Origin of the sequence: Sinorhizobium sp. P24N7 (genome assembly GCF_042436655.1) — a bacterium.
GTDB classification, from domain to species: Bacteria; Pseudomonadota; Alphaproteobacteria; order Rhizobiales; family Rhizobiaceae; genus Sinorhizobium; species Sinorhizobium meliloti_A.
The window spans coordinates 35,515-53,725 of the sequence record NZ_JBHMIW010000004.1; the positions used below are offsets into that span (position 1 = coordinate 35,515).

Below are 18,211 nucleotides of genomic sequence, written 5' to 3' on the forward strand. Positions count from 1 at the left end.
CCCTAAGAGCTCGAAGCGGATCGGCTTCAAGCCAGTATCGTATGCATGACGTCGCTCCACTGGCTGCCGGACAGGTCGGTGCCGTGATCGCCGTCCATGTCTCCGCCCTGCGGCGCCGTATCCTCGCCGATAAAGGCGATGAGTTCGGTCGTCAGACCGTCACTGTCCCGCTGAAGGTCCGGCATTCCGTCGACTATTCCCGATTGGATGAGCACTGCGTCGGAATAGGTCTCGCCGCCGACATAGGTCGTCCCGCCGGAGTCGATGATCTCTGCGACGTTGAAGACGCCATTGTTTCCCGTATGCACCGCGACCGAGGCCTCCGGTCCGTCTTCGAGCAACTTGCCCGCGGCAAACGAGACGGCGTCGGCGTCGCCGAGAATGCTGACCTGTTGGACGATCGTGACGTCATAGAGATTGCCGGTGATGAACAGGATGTGCAGGTCGGCATAGCCTTCGAAAGCATTGTCGCGCAGGAGTTCGTCCGGCAATGTGCCGTCGCCCTCGTGCATCTGGTCGGCGGCCTCATGAAAGTAGTCCGGCATCGCCTCGAAGCGGACGCCGGAGCTCACGTTTCCGATCGAGGCCATGTTCCAGACGAGATTGCCGCCCGTGTCCAGCGCGATGCCTTTGCCGGCGGATACGCCCGCGATGTCGTCATTGTCGTAGAGGATGGAGATCTGGCTGATGACGTCGAGATCGATCAGCCGGCCGCCGACGAGGATCAGATCGTAATGCTCGGTAATGCCGAGAAACGATGCGACGTTCACTGCCGTGTTGCCGCCGCTGAGCACGGTCGTCTCCGCACCCGTCCTGGTGACGGTCAGGCTGTCATTGTCGCTGGCGAAGTTGTACTGCTCGACCCAATGGACGATGGAAAGATCGCCTTCGACGACGTTCACGCGCCAGCTTGTCGGGAATGTCGAAGATTCGGCCGGAATCTCCGCTTCGGGCAGGCATGCCCCGGTTTCTCCGCCACCGAAGCTTGCTATGTTCAGTGCGACGGTCGTGGTCATCGTCGCGCATGTGCCGGAGATCGCGCCGTCGAGCGTGTCCCTGTCGGCATAGACGTAGGATTGCGAGATGACATCGATTTGGTGGTAGTCACCCATCACGGCGGTCACGGGCGGGGCCTCGACTGCGCCGACAACGCTGGCAACATTGGCGACGACATTGACTCCCGCATGGATGTCGAGGTCGCCGTTCTGGAGCGGCTCGTCGAGGGGCGTCCCGGCGGGGTGAGCAGTGTGCTCTCGCCCCGGAAGGTTGTCGCGCAGTTCCGGCGCGGCGTCGGCGCGGGTGCCGTTGACATAGGTGCCCTCGATGCGTTCTGCGACGAGAACGGCATCGCCCGCCTCGTTCTTCACCAATTCGTCCGGAGAGGCGGATTGCGGAAGGTTCTCCGGTCCGCCTGTCGCGGGCGCGGTCGGAACGGCCTGTTGGCTGGCGTCCGCCATGGAGGCAAGTGCTTCAAGGTTCGCAGCCACTGCGGCGAAAGAGGCGGGCGCATCGGCGGCGCCGATCTGCGCGAAGGGCGAGGCTTCAAGGGCTTCCGCGAGAAAGCCTTCGAGCGTCTGGTCCACATGCGTCAGGTTGCGCGGCTCCGCAAGCATGCCGGTCAGGTTCACGACATCGTCGTCATGAAGGGTGCTTGCCTGATAGATATGGCTGAAGCCCGCGTCGGGACCCGCAGGAGGCATCGTATCCGACGCTTCGGGGCCGTTGCCGGAAATGCCGTGGTTCTCCGTGGACCGGACATCCACCTGTCCGGCTTGCGCCGCGGCGGCCGGTTGGTCGAGGTGATGCCGTGACGGGGCGGCATGATCGGCGGAGTCGAGCCGGGCGATGTCGTAAGCCCGGAGTTCGTAGGAGATCTCGGGGTCGTAGCTTTTCAACGCGAAGTCAGACCGGAAATCAGGCGACTGCACGTAGTCGGAGTCCTCCTTTTGCGCAGTCTTCGGGGTTTCATATCCCTGCAGGTATTCAAATCTTATACGCGCGTCATCGATCGCCGTGTTGAACAGCCCTATGAAATGCGCAACGATCTCGTTGATCTTCTCCGAATGCATCGTCCAATCCTTCCCCTTTCCGCAGCAAAGGGTGCCTTAAACCTCATTTTTTCTTCAAGCGGATACGATTGAAGGAAACGTGCTGGCGTTCGCCCGCGGTCGATATCCAGCACGGCCGGTGCATCCCGTCGTTCATTCGAGGTCGCTATCCGACCCCGCCGGGGTCACGCCCGGATCGCCAACGGTGGTGCTGACGTCGGCGTTGCTGAGAAGGTTCGCGCCCTGGACGATTTCGTGGTGGAAGTCCGGACTTGCCGGGCCTGGCGGCGTCGCCGTCGAGGGGTGGGATGCACCCTCGTCGCTCTTGAGATCCCAACCGTCCGTGGTGAGGCCGTCGCCACCAGGTTCTCCGCTGCCTGTGCGGGGATCGGTATTGCCGCTCTTGCCGACGTCATAAGCGCGGTCCTGATCGGCCAGGCTATTGGCCTGGGCCAGGCTGAACCCGGCTTCGTAGATGCTGGCGCCGTTGCCCAGAACATTGTCGACATTCAGGGAAAAGGAAAAGCCGTCGCCGAGGGAGAAGGCAAAGTCACCCCCGGCGGTCTCGGTGAGACTGGTGCTGCCACCGGCAACCGACCTGCTGGACGTGTTCATCGCTACGCCATCGGCAAGCGCACCCGTCTTCAGCTCGTCATCGGCACTGAAGTTGTCGTGGAGCCCAAGATTCTTCTGTGAGGAATCGGGCATAAGCACTTCCTCATAAGAGGGGGAGCCAGCACCGAAACCCTTCATCTTTTATAGGATTCTTGAGGCGCTGGCTCTTTTGGCGGTTTAGCGGAAATGAATGTTCCGTCTCTGCTTGCAATGTCATTTCAGCGCGATACTAAGCGCCTAAATTCCTACGTATGGTAACGAATAGTCATAATATTTGTGATATAAACGTAAGTATCTATATTTCCGATCTTCTACGAGAAACAATGATCGAAGACGCACAGAATGTTGGTGCGACCATTGGAGTGTGATCTGGAACGCAGTCGAGTGAAAGCTACCTATTGTGGTTATGAGACTCGGCACCGGCCCCTCTCGGATTTGTCGCTCATTATTCGCTGCGCGGCGACCGACGCACTCGTCTCGAGTGCAGCTCGCGATCGACTCGCCATGCCTGCGCATGTACCTCGATCGAGGCGCTCAGATAAAGGACTGAAAACACTCGACAATCGCGATCTCAAATGTGCAGTTCGTTTGCCCCGGCACGCTTGGATTGCTGAGCGAAGGCCGGCTGCAGGGTTCCTTGGCGGAAAGTGCGTCGGACATCTGCCTCAGCACGCGATCGACCGAATTGGCCGCGCCCGCATTACCTTCGTGATAACCCGATGTGAGTATCGACCTCGTCAGACGGAGTGGCGAATGGTTGTCCGAGTTACTACGAAGACCATCCGGGTCTGACGAGGCGCAGGGTGCGGTGCACCCCTCAAAAGCGAGGGTAGGGCGAAAGGCGCGAGGTGGCGTCGCCGATCCGGCACGAATTTCGCGGATTCGCCCAAAATTGGTTCGTTCTTGAACGATTTAGACAGGATTGTGGCCGCCACCTAATCCTTTTGGGCGGTTTTACATCCCCCATATTTACGATACATTAGCCAATATAAATTCTTTTTTTCGAGAAATTTTTTTAATCCAAGCAATTTTCACAACGCGGGCCTTTCTCCACCATGGGTAAAAAACCCGTAAAAACCAAGGGGAAGTCCGAGGAGGGGATAATGTATCGTGCGAGTTCGGGGTTGGGCGGGTTCGAAGACAGCAAAAGTGTTTTACCGAAAAAAAGCAAAATAGTCATGCTAGCCAGGACGGACCTCTTCGCCGAGTGTCTGACCCAGGCGATCGGCGCACGCTTTCAGGACCAGGAAGTGGTGCGGCTTTCGGACGCCGACAGCCTTCTGGACGGCAACCTCGTAGGTGTGACGCTGGTCATGCTCTACCGCGTGCCCATGGCGAACTTTCCATCGATCATCAGGATGATTCATGAGTTCCACCCGAAAGCGGCCGTCGGTCTGCTGGTCGAAAACGCGGAAGGGATCGACGCGTCGGTTTCGCATCTGGTCGAGGAGGGGATGATCCACGGCGTGTTGCCCCTGAATCTCCACCTCGACGTTTGCCTTACCGCCATCGACCTCCTGATGAAGGGCGGCGAACATTTTCCCGCCGCACTGCTCAGGCGCCTTGCGCCGAAGAATCCCGGAGAGCGGGACCTCGCCACCCCGAACGAGACGGCTTCTGAAAGTGTCGATCCGGAGCGCGGGAAAGGATTTGGCGGCCAGGTCGTCCTCACGACACGCGAAATCCAGATTCTCGATCTCATCTGCATGGGCACGCAGAACAAGATCATCGCAGATCGCCTCGGACTGTCCGAAAACACCGTCAAGGTGCATGTGCGCAACATCTACAAGAAGATGAACGTGCGCAATCGCACCGAGGCGGCCTCCCGCTATTTCAGAAACGACGGAGGCGTGGGCCCTTCCCGCACGCCGTCGCCGACGCGCTGGCGCAACTGACCGTCAGAGCCTTGAGCAGTCCAAGGTGCTAACAGCGACCTTTGCGCGTCTGATAAGACGCGCGGCGCTGTAGGGAACTTCTCTGTGCTTGTCATAGGGATGAGAGCAGCGCCACGTCTGCGGCGCGGAAAGCGTTCTTTCAGCCCAAGGACTTGGCCTGGCTGGATTCCTGTGACAAGCACAGGAATGAGGGACCCGGGATGTGCGGCCACTACATCGAAGCGAAGCGGGACATACACGGGCGTGACACGCGACCTTCCGCCTCGCTATCTTCACGGTTTATGAAGCGCGGCGAGGGGCTGCACCCTCTCGACCCTCATCCCTGTGCTCGTCACAGGGATCCAGCAGCGCCGCGTCCGCGGCGCGGGAAGCGTTCTTTCAGCCCAAGGACTTGGTCTGGTTGGATTCCTGTGACGAGCACAGGAATCCGGAAATCAGGCAAGCGGCGGCGGGTGGCCCGAATCTCAATAGGCCTTGACGCGCGGGCTGCCGCGCGGCGTCTCTGCGGCGCAGCCGCTATTCCGCGGCCTCGTGGCCAAGGGCGCCGCGCCGGATCTGGTCGGCTTCGATCGATTCGAACAACGCGCGGAAATTGCCCTCGCCGAAGCCCTCGTCGCCCTTGCGCTGGATGAATTCGAAGAAGATCGGACCGATCACCGTTCGCGAGAAGATCTGCAGCAGGATCTTCGTCATGCCGCCGTTCACCACGCCCTCGCCATCGATCAGGATGCCGTGTGTCTTCATCCGGTCGATCGGCTCGTCGTGTCCGTGAACACGCTGATGGGACATTTCATAATAGGTTTCCGGCGGCCCCGGCATGAACTTCAGACCGTTTGCGGCGAGCTTGTCGGTCGCATCGTAGATCGCCTCGGTACCGACGGCGATGTGCTGGATGCCTTCGCCCTTGTACTTCTTCAGATATTCTTCGATCTGGCTCGTGTCGTCCTTCGATTCGTTCAGGGGAATGCGGATCTTGCCGCAGGGCGAGGTAATCGCCCGACTGACGAGGCCGGTGATGCGGCCATCGATGTCGAAGAAATGGATTTGCTTGAAATTGAACAGTTCGCGGTAGAAGGCCCACCACTTGTCCATGTTGCCGCGATAGACGTTGTGGGTCAGGTGGTCGAGATAGTAGAAGCCGACTCCGGCCGGCTTCGGATCACGCTCGCTCAGCCATTCGAACTCGGCGTCGTAGGCTGATCCCTTTTCGCCGTAGGTTTCCACGAAATAGAGAAGCGAGCCGCCGATGCCGACGATCGCCGGCACGTCCAGGCACTTGTCGCTGCCGGTATAGGCTTCGGCGCCCTTGGCAACGGCATGTTCGAAGGCATGCTTCGCGTCGACGACGCGCCAGGCCATCGACGGGGCGCAGGGCCCGTGCTCGCCAACGAAGCGCACGGCATGCGATCCGGCCTCCGCGTTCAGGACATAGTTGATATCGCCCTGCCGCCAGACGGTGATGTCCTTGGTCTTGTGCCTGGCGACCGGCGAATAGCCCATGCGGCCGAAGAGCTCCGCAAGCTTCTCCGGCTCCGGGTGGGCGAACTCCACAAACTCGAAACCGTCCGTCCCGGCGGGGTTTTCCGCCGAAATCGCCGGCGGCGGTGCGTCATGGGGGAACGGGCCCATCGTCAGTCTCCTCTTATCCTCCAAACTCTGCTGGATTATGGCGCAGTTCCGATGCATGGTGCTTGTATTCTTGCGCGATTCGCGAAGATCGGCGCATGAATTGTGCAGAGAATGGTTCGAGGGTGCATGAATGGAGCTGCTTGACGGATTCGACCTCAAGATCCTGAGTGAACTGCAGCGCGACGGTCATCTGACCAACAATGAATTGTCCGAGCGCGTCGCGCTGTCTCCTTCGCAATGTTCGCGCCGGCGTACGCGCCTGGAGGCGGAAGGGTTCATCACCGGCTATCAGGCGCAGATCGACCGTCAGAAGCTGGGGCTTGATCTGATGGTGGTGATTTCGGTCACGCTGGCCACGCATAATCGCGACAATGCCAAGCGTTTCGCCAACCTCGTCTCGGCTCTGCCGGAAGTGCTGGAGGCCTATGCGCTGACCGGTGAAATGGACTACCACCTGCGCGTCGTGACGCCGGATCTTGCCGGGCTCTCCCGCTTCGTCAACGAGGTCCTCCTGCCGCATGACAGCGTGCAGCACGTCAAGACATCGATCGTGCTGGAGACGCTCAAGAGTTTCGAGGGTCTGCCGATACCGGCGCGGATGAAGGGGTAGGCGGCAGCGCTAGGGAAGGGCCTCGCTAGAGATTATTCATCGCCCGTTCCACGGCGCCCAGGCCCTGCGAAAGCGCCTCCATATTCTCTGCTCCAAGCACGGAATGCAGCTCCGTTTGATAGTCGCTCGCAAGCTCCGTCAGCTCCCTAAAGGCCTGCCGGCCCGCCGGCGTCAGCGCCAGATGCTCGAAACGGCGGTCTCGTCCGTCCTGCTCGCGCTTCAACCAGCGGCGCTGCTCGAGGCTGAAGACCGCGCGGCTTACTTTCGTCTTGTGCATGGCGGAGTGCGCGCCGATTTCGGTTGCCGTCATGCTGCGGCGGGAGCTGCCGAGTGCCGCAAGCGTTCGCCATTCCGGCCGCGTCAGCTGGTAACGCGCTTTGTATTGTGCGGCAAAGCGCAAGGCGACGAATTCCGCCGCCCGGTTCAGCCGATAGGGCAGGAAGTTCTCCAGTTCGAACCGCTCTTCGGCCATGGCCTTCCTTCCTTGATAGTTACAAAATCGATAGTTACGATTGTAACTAATATAGCGAAGAGAAGAGGAGGCTCAAGCCATGTTGGAGAAGGCGGAAAAACAGCGGCGAGTAGGTTCGGGTCAGCAGCGCACAGCCGGCTATATGCCTGGATTCGGCAACGACTTCGAGACGGAAAGCCTGCCCGGGGCGCTCCCGCAGGGGCAGAACAGCCCGCAAAAATGCAATTACGGCCTTTATGCCGAACAGCTGTCCGGCTCACCCTTTACGGCACCGCGCGGCACCAACGAGCGCTCCTGGCTCTACCGCATCCGACCGAGCGTCCGCCACACCGGGCGCTTCCGCAAGATCGACTATCCGCATTGGAAGACGGCGCCGCATGTGGGCGAGCATTCCCTGGCGCTCGGGCAGTTGCGCTGGAGTCCTTTGCCGGCGCCCTCGGAGAGCCTGACCTTTCTTCAAGGCATCCGCACCATGACGACGGCGGGCGACGCGCTGACGCAAGCCGGCATGGCTGCGCATGCCTATGCCTTCAATGCCGACATGGTGGACGACTACTTTTTCAACGCCGACGGCGAGCTGCTGATCGTTCCGGAAACGGGCGCGATCCAGGTTTTCACCGAACTCGGCAGGATGGAGGTCGAGCCGTCGGAAATCTGCCTCGTACCGCGCGGCATGATGTTCAAGGTCACGCGCCTCGGAGAGGAGAAGGTCTGGCGCGGGTACATCTGCGAGAATTACGGCGCGAAGTTCACGCTCCCGGATCGCGGCCCGATCGGCGCCAATTGCCTCGCCAATCCGCGCGACTTCAAGACGCCGGTCGCCGCTTATGAGGACAAGGAAACGCCCTGCCGGGTCCAGGTGAAGTGGTGCGGCTCCTTCCATATGGTCGAGATCGGCCATTCGCCGCTCGACGTCGTCGCCTGGCACGGCAATTACGCGCCCTACAAATACGACCTCAAGACCTTCTCGCCGGTCGGCGCGATCCTGTTCGACCATCCCGATCCGTCCATCTTCACGGTGTTGACGGCCCCTTCCGGAGAGGAGGGGACGGCCAATGTAGACTTCGTCCTATTCCCGCCCCGCTGGCTGGTCGCCGAGCATACGTTCCGCCCGCCCTGGTATCACCGCAACATCATGAGCGAGTTCATGGGGCTGATCTACGGGCGCTACGACGCCAAGGAGGAAGGATTCGTTCCGGGCGGCATGAGCCTGCACAACATGATGCTGGCGCACGGACCGGACTTCTCCGGCTTCGAGAAGGCGTCGAACGGCGAGCTGAAGCCGGTGAAGCTCGACAACACCATGGCATTCATGTTCGAGACCCGCTTCCCCCAGCAGCTGACGACGTTTGCGGCAGAGCTCGAGACGCTGCAGGACGACTACATGGATTGCTGGTCCGGCCTCGAACGGAAATTCGACGGCACGCCGGGAATCAAGTGACTTCCGCCGCCGAACCGTGACATGCTGCAATATCCGCGCCGCCCCGGCGAGAATCAACAACGCATCGGGAACACCACTCCATGAAACTCGCAACGCTGAAAGATTCCACCCGCGACGGCAAGCTCGTCGTGGTCTCGAAAGACCTGACCCGCTGCTCGGAGGTCGGTCATATCGCCCGCACGCTGCAGGCGGCGCTTGACGACTGGGCGCATGCGGGTCCGCGGCTGGAGCGCGTCGCCGAGGGGATCGAGACCGGGGCGCAGCCGACCATGCGATTCCATGAGCACGACGCAGCCTCGCCGCTGCCGCGCGCCTTTCAGTGGGCGGACGGTTCGGCCTATGTCAATCATGTCGAGCTCGTCCGAAAGGCGCGCAATGCCGAGATGCCGGCAAGTTTCTGGACCGATCCGCTGATCTATCAGGGCGGTTCCGACAGTTTCCTCGGCCCACGCGATCCGATCCTTATGGCCGACGATGCCTGGGGCATCGATATGGAAGGCGAAATTGCTGTCATCGTCGACGACGTGCCCACGGGCGCGACGCTGGAGGAAGCAAGGGCCGCGATCCGCCTCGTCATGCTCGTCAACGATGTCTCCCTGCGCGGCCTCATTCCTGGAGAACTCGCCAAGGGTTTCGGCTTCTATCAATCGAAGCCGTCTTCCGCCTTCTCACCGGTCGCCGTGACGCCGGAGGAACTCGGCGAAGCCTGGGATGGCGGGAAGCTGCATCTGCCGCTCCACGTCGATCTCAATGGCGAGCCTTTCGGGCGAGCCAATGGCGGCATCGACATGACCTTCGATTTCCCGCAGCTGATCGTGCATGCCGCGCGAACGAGGCCGCTTTCGGCCGGCACGATCATCGGCTCGGGCACCGTTTCCAACAAGCTCGAGGGCGGGCCGGGCAGGCCGGTTTCCGAGGGCGGGGCCGGCTATTCGTGCATCGCCGAATTGCGCATGATCGAGACGATCGAAGGCGGGTCACCGAAAACGCAGTTCCTGAAATTCGGCGATGTCGTCCGCATCGAGATGAAGGATCGTACCGGCCATTCGATTTTCGGCGCCATCGAACAGAAGGTCGGAAAATACGAGCGCGGCTGAGGTCGGACAGCGTGGAGACGGGTGTGGCGAACGAAACCGTGCTTTATGATTATTGGCGCTCGTCGGCGAGCTACCGGGTGCGGATCGCGCTCAACCTGATCGGCGAAGCCTATCGCTCCGTCCCGGTCGACCTGCTGGCAAAGGCTCATGGCGCGCCGGAGCATCTCGCCCGGAATCCGCAGGGACTGGTGCCGGTGCTCGACATCGACGGAGAGCGCCTCACCCAGTCGCTCGCCATCATCGAATATCTTGCGGAGACGCGGGATGGGACGGGTTTCCTCCCGTCCCATCCCGTCGACCGGCAACGTGTCCGCGCGCTTTCCTACGCCGTGGCGATGGATATCCATCCCGTCTGCAATCTCGGCGTCGTCGCTCATGTGATGGCGGGCGCGGGCGACGGCGAGGCTGCGCGGCGCGAGTGGATGCAGAAGTTCATCGGCGAGGGTCTCTCTGCCTTCGAGCGTATGCTGGACCGCCCCGCGACCGGTGAATTCTGCCATGGCGATCGTCCGACGATGGCGGATCTCTGCCTCGTGCCGCAGGTCTACAATGCGCGGCGCTGGGATGTCGATCTTTCGGCGTGCCCGCGGATCGTTGCCATAGATCGCCGCTGCGCCGCCATCGACGCCTTCCGCAGGGCGCATCCCGACCGCGCCAAACCTTGAACCCCGTTTCGGATGCGATTTCGTCATTCGCACATCGGTGTGGCCCGTTCCGCCAAGCCGATGTCGCGAATGGATCGGCGGGCCGCAGATCGCCGAGCTAGTTTTTGCGCGACTGCCCGTGTAAGGGCGTGGGAACACCTCAAAACGAGAGATTCATCGATGAAAAGCTATGTGCTGACCGTCAGCTGCAAATCCACTCGCGGCATCGTCGCCGCCATCACCGGCTATCTCGCCGAAAAGGGCTGCTATATCAGCGACAGCTCGCAGTTCGACGATTTCCAGACGGGCCTGTTCTTCATGCGTCTCACCTTCATCAGCCAGGAAGGCGCCAAGCTCGAAGATCTGCGCGAAGGCTTCGAACCGGTGATCAAGCGCTTCGAGATGACGATGGAGATCCGTGATTCCGAGGAGCGCATGAAGGTGCTGCTCATGGTGTCGCGCTTCGGCCATTGCCTGAACGATCTTCTCTACCGCTGGAAGATCGGCGCCTTGCCGATCGACATCGTCGGGGTCGTCTCGAACCACTTCGACTACCAGAAGGTGGTCGTCAACCACGACATCCCCTTCCACTGCATCAAGGTGACGAAGGAGAACAAGCCGAAGGCCGAAGCCCAGCTGATGGACGTCGTCGAACAGACCGGCGCCGAGCTGATCGTGCTTGCCCGCTACATGCAGGTGCTTTCCGATGCGCTCTGCAAGAAGATGTCGGGGAAGATCATCAACATCCACCACTCCTTCCTGCCGTCGTTCAAGGGGGCGAACCCCTATAAGCAGGCCTATGAGCGCGGCGTGAAGCTGATCGGCGCGACGGCGCATTACGTCACCGCCGATCTCGACGAGGGTCCGATCATCGAGCAGGATATCGCCCGCATCACCCATGCCCAGTCGGCCGAGGATTACGTCTCGATCGGCCGCGACGTCGAAAGCCAGGTGCTGGCCCGCGCCGTGCATGCCCATATTCATCACCGCTGCTTCATCAACGGCAACCGCGTCGTCGTCTTCCCGCCGAGCCCGGGTTCCTACGCTTCGGAACGGATGGGCTGAGGCCTGGTCGCCGGGCTCCGCAAGGGGCCTGGGACGCCGGGTCCGCTCACATATGCAGAGCGTGCCCGAGCGTCTTGAAGGCCGCCTCCTGGAAGGCTTCCGATTGCGTCGGATGCGCATGGATGGTACCGGCGATGTCCTCCAGCCGCGCGCCCATCTCCATCGCCAGCGCAAAAGTCGCCGACAGTTCCGAAACGCCATGGCCGACAGCCTGGATGCCGAGGACCAGGTGATTGTCGGCGCGGGCGATGACCCGCACGAAGCCGTCCTCGGACAGCGTCGTCATGGCGCGGCCGTTCGCCTGGAAGGGAAATTGGCCGATCTTGACGTCGATGCCGGCAGCGCGCGCCTCTTCCGGCGAGAGGCCGGAGGAGACGATTTCCGGGTCGGTGAAGCAGACCGCCGGAATGCAGCGCTTGTCCCAGCTCCGCTTATGACCGGCGACGATTTCCGCGACCATTTCGCCCTGTGCCATCGCCCGGTGCGCAAGCATCGGCTCTCCGGTCACATCGCCGATCGCATAGATGCCGCGCATCGAAGTGCGGCACTGGTCGTCGATGCGGATGAACCTGCCCGACCGGTCCAGATCGATCTCTTCAAGCCCCCAGCCGTCGGTCACCGGCCGGCGGCCGACGGTGACGAGAACCTTCTCCGCCGGGACCTCGAAGGCGCGGCCGTTCTCCTCGGCAAGCAGGCCCCGCCGGTCGGCGGAGAGCCGTTTGGCCTTGGTGCGGGTGAAGACCTCCACACCGAGTTCGCCGAGCCGCTTCATCACCGGCTTTGAGAGGTCGGCGTCGTATTGCGGCAGGATCCGGTCCAGCGCTTCGAGCACGGTGACCTTGGAGCCCAGCTTGGCGAAGGCGGTTCCGAGTTCGAGACCGATATAGCCGCCGCCGATCACCGCGAGCGTCTGCGGCACGTCCGTCAGCGCCAGCGCCTGGGTCGAGGAAATAATGCTTCCGCCGAAGGGAAGGTCGGGAAGCTCGACCGGCGCCGAACCGGTCGCAATAACGATCGCTTCCGCCCGAATGCGCTGAAGCCCGGTTTCCGTTTCCACATCCACCGTCTTGCCGTCGACGAAGCGTCCCTCGCCGATGACCGCCTTGACGCCCGCCTTCTTCAGGAGCCCCGTGACGCCGCCGTTCAGCCGTCCGACGATGCCGTCCTTCCAGGCGATCGTTCGCCGGAGGTCGATCGCCGGAGCACTCAACGAAAGGCCGAGCGGGTTCTTGCCCGAGGCAGCCGTGCGGAGCTTGTGATATTCGTCCGCCGCGTGGATCAGCGCCTTCGACGGAATGCAGCCGACATTCAGACAGGTGCCGCCAGCCTTCGCTTTCTCGACGATCACCGTGTTGACGCCGAGCTGGCCGGCGCGGATCGCCGCGACATAGCCGCCGGGTCCGGCGCCGAGAACCAGGAGCTTGCAGGAGATTTCCTTCATGGATGCCTATCCTTCAACGAAAATCAGCGCCGGCGTTTCGAGCAGCGTCTTCAGGCGCTGGACGAAGACCGCGGCATCCCAGCCGTCGATGACCCGGTGATCGAAGCTCGACGAGAGATTCATGATTTTGCGCGGGACGAATTGCGCGCCGTCCCAGACGGGCCGGACGGCAATCTTGTTCACGCCGACGATCGCCACCTCCGGATGGTTGATGACCGGCGTCGTGGCGATTCCGCCGATGGCGCCGAGCGAGGAGATGGTGATGGTCGAGCCGGTAAGCTCGTCGCGCGTCGCCGTTCCGGTGCGGGCCGCCTCCGCCAGCCGGTTGAGCTCGGCCGCGCAGTCCCATATCCCGCGCGCCTCGGCATGGCGCACCACCGGAACGGTCAGCCCGGCGGGCGTCTGGGTGGCGATGCCGATATGGACGGCAGCGTGGCGGTGAATGACGCCGGCATGGTCGTCGAACGTGGCGTTGACGCCGGGCTGCTCGGCGACGGTCTTCGCCAGCGCGCGCATCAGGAAAGGCAGGATCGTGAGCTTGGCCTGCTCCGGCTTGCGGTCGCGGTTCATCGTCGCGCGGAGATCCTCGAGCGCCGTCATGTCCACCTCTTCCACATAGGTGATGTGGGGGATGCGTGAGGTGGAGAGCGACATCTTTTCGGCGATCCGGCGTCTGAGGCCGGTCATCCTGACCTCCTCGACGGCGGTCTTGCGGACGAGGCCGGCCTGCGCCGGCAGCGGCCCGGCGCCACGGCTGATGAAGAGATCGAGATCCTCATGGGTGATCCGGCCGGCCGGCCCGGTGCCGGCCACCTGCCTGAGATCGATGCCGCTCTCTCTGGCGCGCAGCCGCACCGCCGGGGAGGCGAGTGGCTTTGGCGAAAGATCCGTCGTTTCGCGCGGCGCCGGCGCGGTTCTCGGCGCAGGTTTTTCAGGCTGCGGCGGCGCCTTGGCCGCAGGCCGGGAGGAGACGGCGACGGGCTCGTCCAGCACGTTTTCGGCCAGCGCCTCCGGGACGCTGTCCGGGACAGCATCGCCCGCCTCGCCGGCGGTCTCGATCCTGACCAGCGGCGCCTTCACCGCGACCGTGTCGCCGACCTCCGCTCCGAGCCACAGGACCTTGCCGGTGACTGGCGAGGGGATTTCGACCGTGGCCTTGTCGGTCATGACGGCGGCGAGCACCATATCCTCGCGCACCGGATCGCCGGGCTTCACATGCCACTCGACGAGCTCGGCCTCCGCGACACCCTCGCCGACATCCGGCATCTTGATGATGAATTCACCCACCGGTCAGGCCTCCATCGCTTCGGCGAGCGCACGCCCGACGCGTGCCGGACCGGGGAAATAATCCCACTCCTGCGCGTGCGGATAGGGCGTGTCCCAACCCGTTACCCGGACGACCGGAGACTCGAGGTGATAGAAACAATGCTCCTGAACGAGAGCGGCGAGCTCGGCACCGAATCCCGAGGTCAGCGTCGCCTCGTGCACGACCACGCACCGCCCGGTCTTCTTCGCGGATTGCACGATCGTCTCGAGGTCGAGCGGCAACAGACTGCGCAGATCGATCACCTCCGCGTCGATACCGGTCTCCTCGGCTGCCGCGAGCGCCACGTGCACCATCGTACCATAGGCGATAACAGTCACGCCTGAGCCCTTGCGGCGTATCTCGGCCTTGCCGATCGGGATCGCATAGTGGCCATCCGGAACGTCGCCGAGTTCGTGCTTGGACCAGGCCGTGACCGGGCGTTCGTGGTGGCCGTCGAAGGGGCCGTTATAAAGCCGCTTCGGCTCCAGGAACATCACGGGATCCGGATCCTCGATCGCCGAGATGAGCAGGCCTTTGGCGTCATAGGGATTCGAAGGCACGACGACCTTCAGCCCGCAAACATGGGTGAAGAGCGCCTCCGGGCTCTGGCTGTGGGTCTGGCCGCCGAAGATGCCGCCGCCCGTCGGCATGCGCACGACGATCGGGCAGGTGAAGTCGCCGTTCGAGCGGTAGCGGATCCGCGCGGCCTCCTGCGTGAGCTGGTCGTAAGCGGGATACATGTAGTCGGCAAACTGAATCTCGACGCATGGTTTCAGCCCGTAGGCGGCCATGCCGATGGCCGTGCCGACGATACCGGACTCGCTGATCGGCGTATCGAAGCAGCGCGTCTTGCCGTATTTCGCCTGAAGCCCCTGGGTGCAGCGGAAAACGCCGCCGAAATAACCGACATCCTCGCCGAAGACGACCACATTTTCGTCGCGCGCCATCGAGACGTCCATGGCGCTGCGCACCGCTTCGATCATCGTCATTCTGGCCATGTCAGTACCCCGCCTTCTGCCGTTGACGGCGGATATGCGGCGGCATCTCTGCATAGACACCTTCGAAGATATCCCGCACCGACGGCCTGCCGCCGGCATGCAGCGTTCCGTGGCGTTCCGCTTCCTTCTGCGCCTGGATCACTTCGTCCATGATTTCCGCCTCCGCCTGCGCATGCCGCTCTTCCGACCAGGCGCCGCGTAGGATCAGGTGTTTCTTCAGGCGCAGGACCGGGTCGCCGAGCGGCCAGGCTTCCGATTCGGTTTTCGGGCGATAGGCGCTCGGATCGTCGGAAGTCGAATGGGCGCCGACGCGGTAGGTCACGTATTCGATCAGCGTCGGACCGAGATTGAGCCGCGCCCGCTCGGCCGCCCAGCGCGCCACCGCATAGACGGCCAGGTAATCGTTGCCGTCCACCCTGAGCGCCGGAATGCCGAAGCCCAGGCCCCTTGCGGCGAAGGTGCCGGAACCGCCTCGGGCGATGCCCTGGAAAGTGGAGATCGCCCACTGGTTGTTGACGATGTTGAGAATGACGGGCGCCTTGTAGGTGGAAGCGAAGACCAGCGCGGAGTGAAAATCCGACTCGGCGGTCGAGCCGTCGCCGATCCAGCCGGCGGCGATCCGCGTATCGTTCTTGATGGCGGATGCCATGGCCCAACCGACGGCCTGGACATATTGAGTGGCGAGGTTGCCCGAGATCGTGAAGAAGCCGTGCTCCTTGGAAGTGTACATGACGGGCAGCTGCCGACCATGGCAGGGATCGAGTTCGTTCGAGAAGATCTGGTTCATCATCTCGACCATCGGGTAGTCGTCGGCAATCAGGAGCCCCGCCTGGCGGTAGGTCGGAAAATTCATGTCGCCCTTGCGAAGCGCCTTGCGGAAGGCGCAGCTCACCGCCTCCTCGCCGAGATGCTGCATATAGAAGGATGTCTTGCCCTGGCGCTGCGCCATCAGCATGCGCGCGTCGAAGGCGCGCAGCAACATCATGTGCCTGAGACCCCTCAGCAGCTCCTCGTCGGAAAGAAAACCGGCCCAGGGGCCGACTGCCTCGCCCTCGCGGTTGAGAACCCGGATGATCGAATAGGCGAGGTCGCGGATCTCCTCCGGGTCCACATCGACTTCCGGCCGCGGCACCGAGCCCGCCTTCGGTATCTTCACGTTGGAGAAATCGGGCAGATCGCCCGGCCGGACGGCCGGTTCGGGGACATGCAGGCTCAATCGGCTGAATTCATCCATGCGGATTCCGGCCTCCCTTCCGGATTGCGCGTCGCGCAACTCCATTCCCGGAAGAACGGCGCCGCCGCCCGGCGGTTCCCGGCTGGCGCCTGGGGTGTCCTCCGCCCCGCCTGCCATACCGATACGGCATCCCGCTCTCCCGACAGGATATGGGCACAGACTGCCACGAGTCAGGGGCCAGATGAAGCGCTTTTGCCGCCGTGCCCGGCTGCTGCGCGAAGAAAGACAGATTCGTGCCGGCACGCATGCGGCACCGAACGCCGGGCCGGTGCCGGCGCCGGCGGCGGGCAATTTTCTTTCGTGAGGCGGGCGGGCGACCCGGCCTTCAGACCGGTGGCGCGATCTCTATCGGGCTGCCGTCGGAAAAGCGCGAAAGGCGGAACTCGGAGGGATCGACGATGGGCGGATCTCCGGTGACGAGATCGGCGACGAGATGTCCGGCCCCGGGGCCGATGCCGAAGCCGTGACCGGAGAAGCCGGTGGCGATGACGAGGCCCGGCACCTCTTTCGCGTGCGAAATGACCGGGACGACGTCCGGCGTGACATCGATCAGGCCGGCCCAGATCTGAACCGGCTCGACGGTACGCAGCTTCGGAAGAGCTTTTCTTGCTTCCTCGAATGCCTTGAGTACGGATTTCGGATCGGGCCGAGGATCGAGGATGCGGTGGCGCTCGAAGGCGCCGGGCCGATCGAGGGGCACGGATGCGATTTCGAAAAGCTCGCGCCAGCTCTGGGCGCTCAAGCCCGCCTGCACGGCCTCGCCCTCGGCCCTTCTCGCCGCGCGAAAATCGCGGAAGAATGCCAAGGTGTCCGGCACGAGCGGATGCAGATTGGCACCCGCGGTGGCGATCGTGTAGCCGCCGTCGAGGCGTTTGCGATAGGCGTAAGTCGCCGTTGCGCCTGCGCCGGCCGGGCCGCCCTCGACCGGAGCGGTCCTGAGCACGGTGTTGCGCACTTTTAGCTGCGGCAGCCGAATGCCGAGGCCCTTGCAGAAGAGCCGCGACCAGGCGCCGCCCGCAAGCACCACCGTCGAGGTTTCGATGCGGCCCTTTTCGGTGACGACGGCGCTTACCCGACCCGCACTCTTCTCAACCCCCCGCACCGCACAGCCGGTAACGATATGTGCGCCGGCTCGGCGTGCTCCGGCCGCGATTGCGGGAACGGCCTTCTGCGGCTCCGCTCGGCCGTCGCTGGGCGTATAGAGCGCGCCTTTGTAGCGGATCGCCGCCCCGGCCATACGCTCCCGGGTCTCGTCGGCGGTGAGCTGGCGGCTGTCGACGCCATGGGGTTTCGCAAGCGCGAGCCAGGCATCGCGGTTGGCGACGTCCTGCTCCGTTTCGGAAATATAGAGAATGCCGCTCCGGCGAAATCCGGTCTCGCCGCCGACGCGCGCATCGAGGGTATCCCAGATTTTCAGCGCCTCCAGCGCCAGCGGAATCTCGCGCCGATCGCGGCCCATGACGCGCACCCAGCCCCAGTTGCGGCTCGATTGCTCGCCGCCGAGATCGCCCTTCTCGCACAGGACGACTTTCACGCCGCGCTCGGCGAGAAAGAGCGCCGTGCTCACTCCGATGATACCGCCGCCGATGATGACGACGTCGGCACTACCGGGCAGTGAAGCATCGGTTTCAACGGGGTCGAGAGCGGGGCCGGGCATGATCATCTCTTGGGTTTGTTCAGCTATGTCTATCGCTGCATCCAATGTCGGCTTCGATC

At 62.9% G+C, this 18,211-nt stretch carries 15 protein-coding genes; 6 read left to right on the plus strand and 9 right to left on the minus strand.

Annotation, left to right across the window (positions count from 1 at the left end; genetic code table 11):
* Positions 1-26: 26 nt before the first annotated feature.
* The gene (locus tag ACFHWW_RS07690; RefSeq protein ID WP_379937906.1) at positions 27-2,069 is read right to left on the minus strand and encodes a hypothetical protein; all 2,043 of its coding nucleotides are present in this window, start codon (positions 2,067-2,069) and stop codon (positions 27-29) included.
* 132 nt (positions 2,070-2,201) lie between these two features.
* On the minus strand, positions 2,202-2,756 hold the full coding sequence (locus ACFHWW_RS07695) for a hypothetical protein (RefSeq protein WP_379937907.1): 555 nt from the start codon (positions 2,754-2,756) through the stop codon (positions 2,202-2,204).
* Positions 2,757-3,766: 1,010 nt separating this feature from the next.
* On the opposite strand from ACFHWW_RS07695, the gene ACFHWW_RS07700 reads away from it, so the two are divergent.
* Positions 3,767-4,558: a response regulator transcription factor gene (locus tag ACFHWW_RS07700; protein WP_275597285.1), complete on the plus strand. Its 792-nt coding sequence runs from the start codon at positions 3,767-3,769 to the stop codon at positions 4,556-4,558.
* Positions 4,559-5,074: 516 nt separating this feature from the next.
* Here ACFHWW_RS07700 and hppD read toward each other — a convergent pair.
* A complete protein-coding gene (hppD, locus tag ACFHWW_RS07705) occupies positions 5,075-6,187 on the minus strand; it encodes a 4-hydroxyphenylpyruvate dioxygenase (protein ID WP_379937908.1) in 1,113 nt (370 codons plus the stop codon).
* A 130-nt stretch (positions 6,188-6,317) separates the two neighbouring features.
* Between hppD and ACFHWW_RS07710 the strand changes: the two genes are divergently transcribed.
* The gene (locus ACFHWW_RS07710) at positions 6,318-6,797 is read left to right on the plus strand and encodes an Lrp/AsnC family transcriptional regulator (protein ID WP_003536762.1); all 480 of its coding nucleotides are present in this window, start codon (positions 6,318-6,320) and stop codon (positions 6,795-6,797) included.
* Between the two features lie 25 nt (positions 6,798-6,822).
* Here ACFHWW_RS07710 and ACFHWW_RS07715 read toward each other — a convergent pair whose 3' ends face one another.
* The gene (locus ACFHWW_RS07715) at positions 6,823-7,269 is read right to left on the minus strand and encodes a MarR family winged helix-turn-helix transcriptional regulator (protein ID WP_275597286.1); all 447 of its coding nucleotides are present in this window, start codon (positions 7,267-7,269) and stop codon (positions 6,823-6,825) included.
* Between the two features lie 79 nt (positions 7,270-7,348).
* On the opposite strand from ACFHWW_RS07715, the gene hmgA reads away from it, so the two are divergent.
* The 4 genes from hmgA to purU all read left to right on the plus strand — a co-directional run bounded on the left by hmgA (position 7,349) and on the right by purU (position 11,516).
* Positions 7,349-8,710 carry a homogentisate 1,2-dioxygenase gene (gene hmgA, locus ACFHWW_RS07720; protein ID WP_379937909.1) on the plus strand — a complete coding sequence of 454 codons (1,362 nt, stop codon included), beginning with the start codon at positions 7,349-7,351 and terminating at the stop codon, positions 8,708-8,710.
* 80 nt (positions 8,711-8,790) lie between these two features.
* Positions 8,791-9,807: a fumarylacetoacetate hydrolase family protein gene (locus ACFHWW_RS07725; RefSeq protein ID WP_275597287.1), complete on the plus strand. Its 1,017-nt coding sequence runs from the start codon at positions 8,791-8,793 to the stop codon at positions 9,805-9,807.
* 11 nt (positions 9,808-9,818) lie between these two features.
* Positions 9,819-10,472, plus strand: coding sequence for a maleylacetoacetate isomerase (gene maiA, locus ACFHWW_RS07730; RefSeq protein ID WP_379937910.1), 654 nt, complete (start codon positions 9,819-9,821; stop codon positions 10,470-10,472).
* Positions 10,473-10,631: 159 nt separating this feature from the next.
* Positions 10,632-11,516 (plus strand): formyltetrahydrofolate deformylase, encoded by an 885-nt coding sequence (gene purU, locus ACFHWW_RS07735; RefSeq protein WP_018099360.1) that lies wholly within the window; start codon positions 10,632-10,634, stop codon positions 11,514-11,516.
* Positions 11,517-11,562: 46 nt separating this feature from the next.
* Here purU and lpdA read toward each other — a convergent pair whose 3' ends face one another.
* The 5 genes from lpdA to ACFHWW_RS07760 all read right to left on the minus strand — a co-directional run bounded on the left by lpdA (position 11,563) and on the right by ACFHWW_RS07760 (position 18,158).
* Entirely contained in the window at positions 11,563-12,957 is a 1,395-nt protein-coding gene (gene lpdA, locus ACFHWW_RS07740) for a dihydrolipoyl dehydrogenase (RefSeq protein WP_379937911.1), read from the minus strand.
* Between the two features lie 6 nt (positions 12,958-12,963).
* Positions 12,964-14,244, minus strand: coding sequence for a dihydrolipoamide acetyltransferase family protein (locus ACFHWW_RS07745; protein ID WP_018096637.1), 1,281 nt, complete (start codon positions 14,242-14,244; stop codon positions 12,964-12,966).
* Positions 14,245-14,247: 3 nt separating this feature from the next.
* Entirely contained in the window at positions 14,248-15,261 is a 1,014-nt protein-coding gene (locus ACFHWW_RS07750; protein ID WP_100672845.1) for an alpha-ketoacid dehydrogenase subunit beta, read from the minus strand.
* Position 15,262: 1 nt separating this feature from the next.
* Positions 15,263-16,495, minus strand: a complete 1,233-nt coding sequence (locus ACFHWW_RS07755) for a 3-methyl-2-oxobutanoate dehydrogenase (2-methylpropanoyl-transferring) subunit alpha (protein WP_026168781.1) — start codon at positions 16,493-16,495, stop codon at positions 15,263-15,265.
* A gap of 325 nt (positions 16,496-16,820) precedes the next feature.
* On the minus strand, positions 16,821-18,158 hold the full coding sequence (locus ACFHWW_RS07760; RefSeq protein ID WP_338276990.1) for an FAD-binding oxidoreductase: 1,338 nt from the start codon (positions 18,156-18,158) through the stop codon (positions 16,821-16,823).
* Positions 18,159-18,211 lie beyond the last annotated feature (53 nt).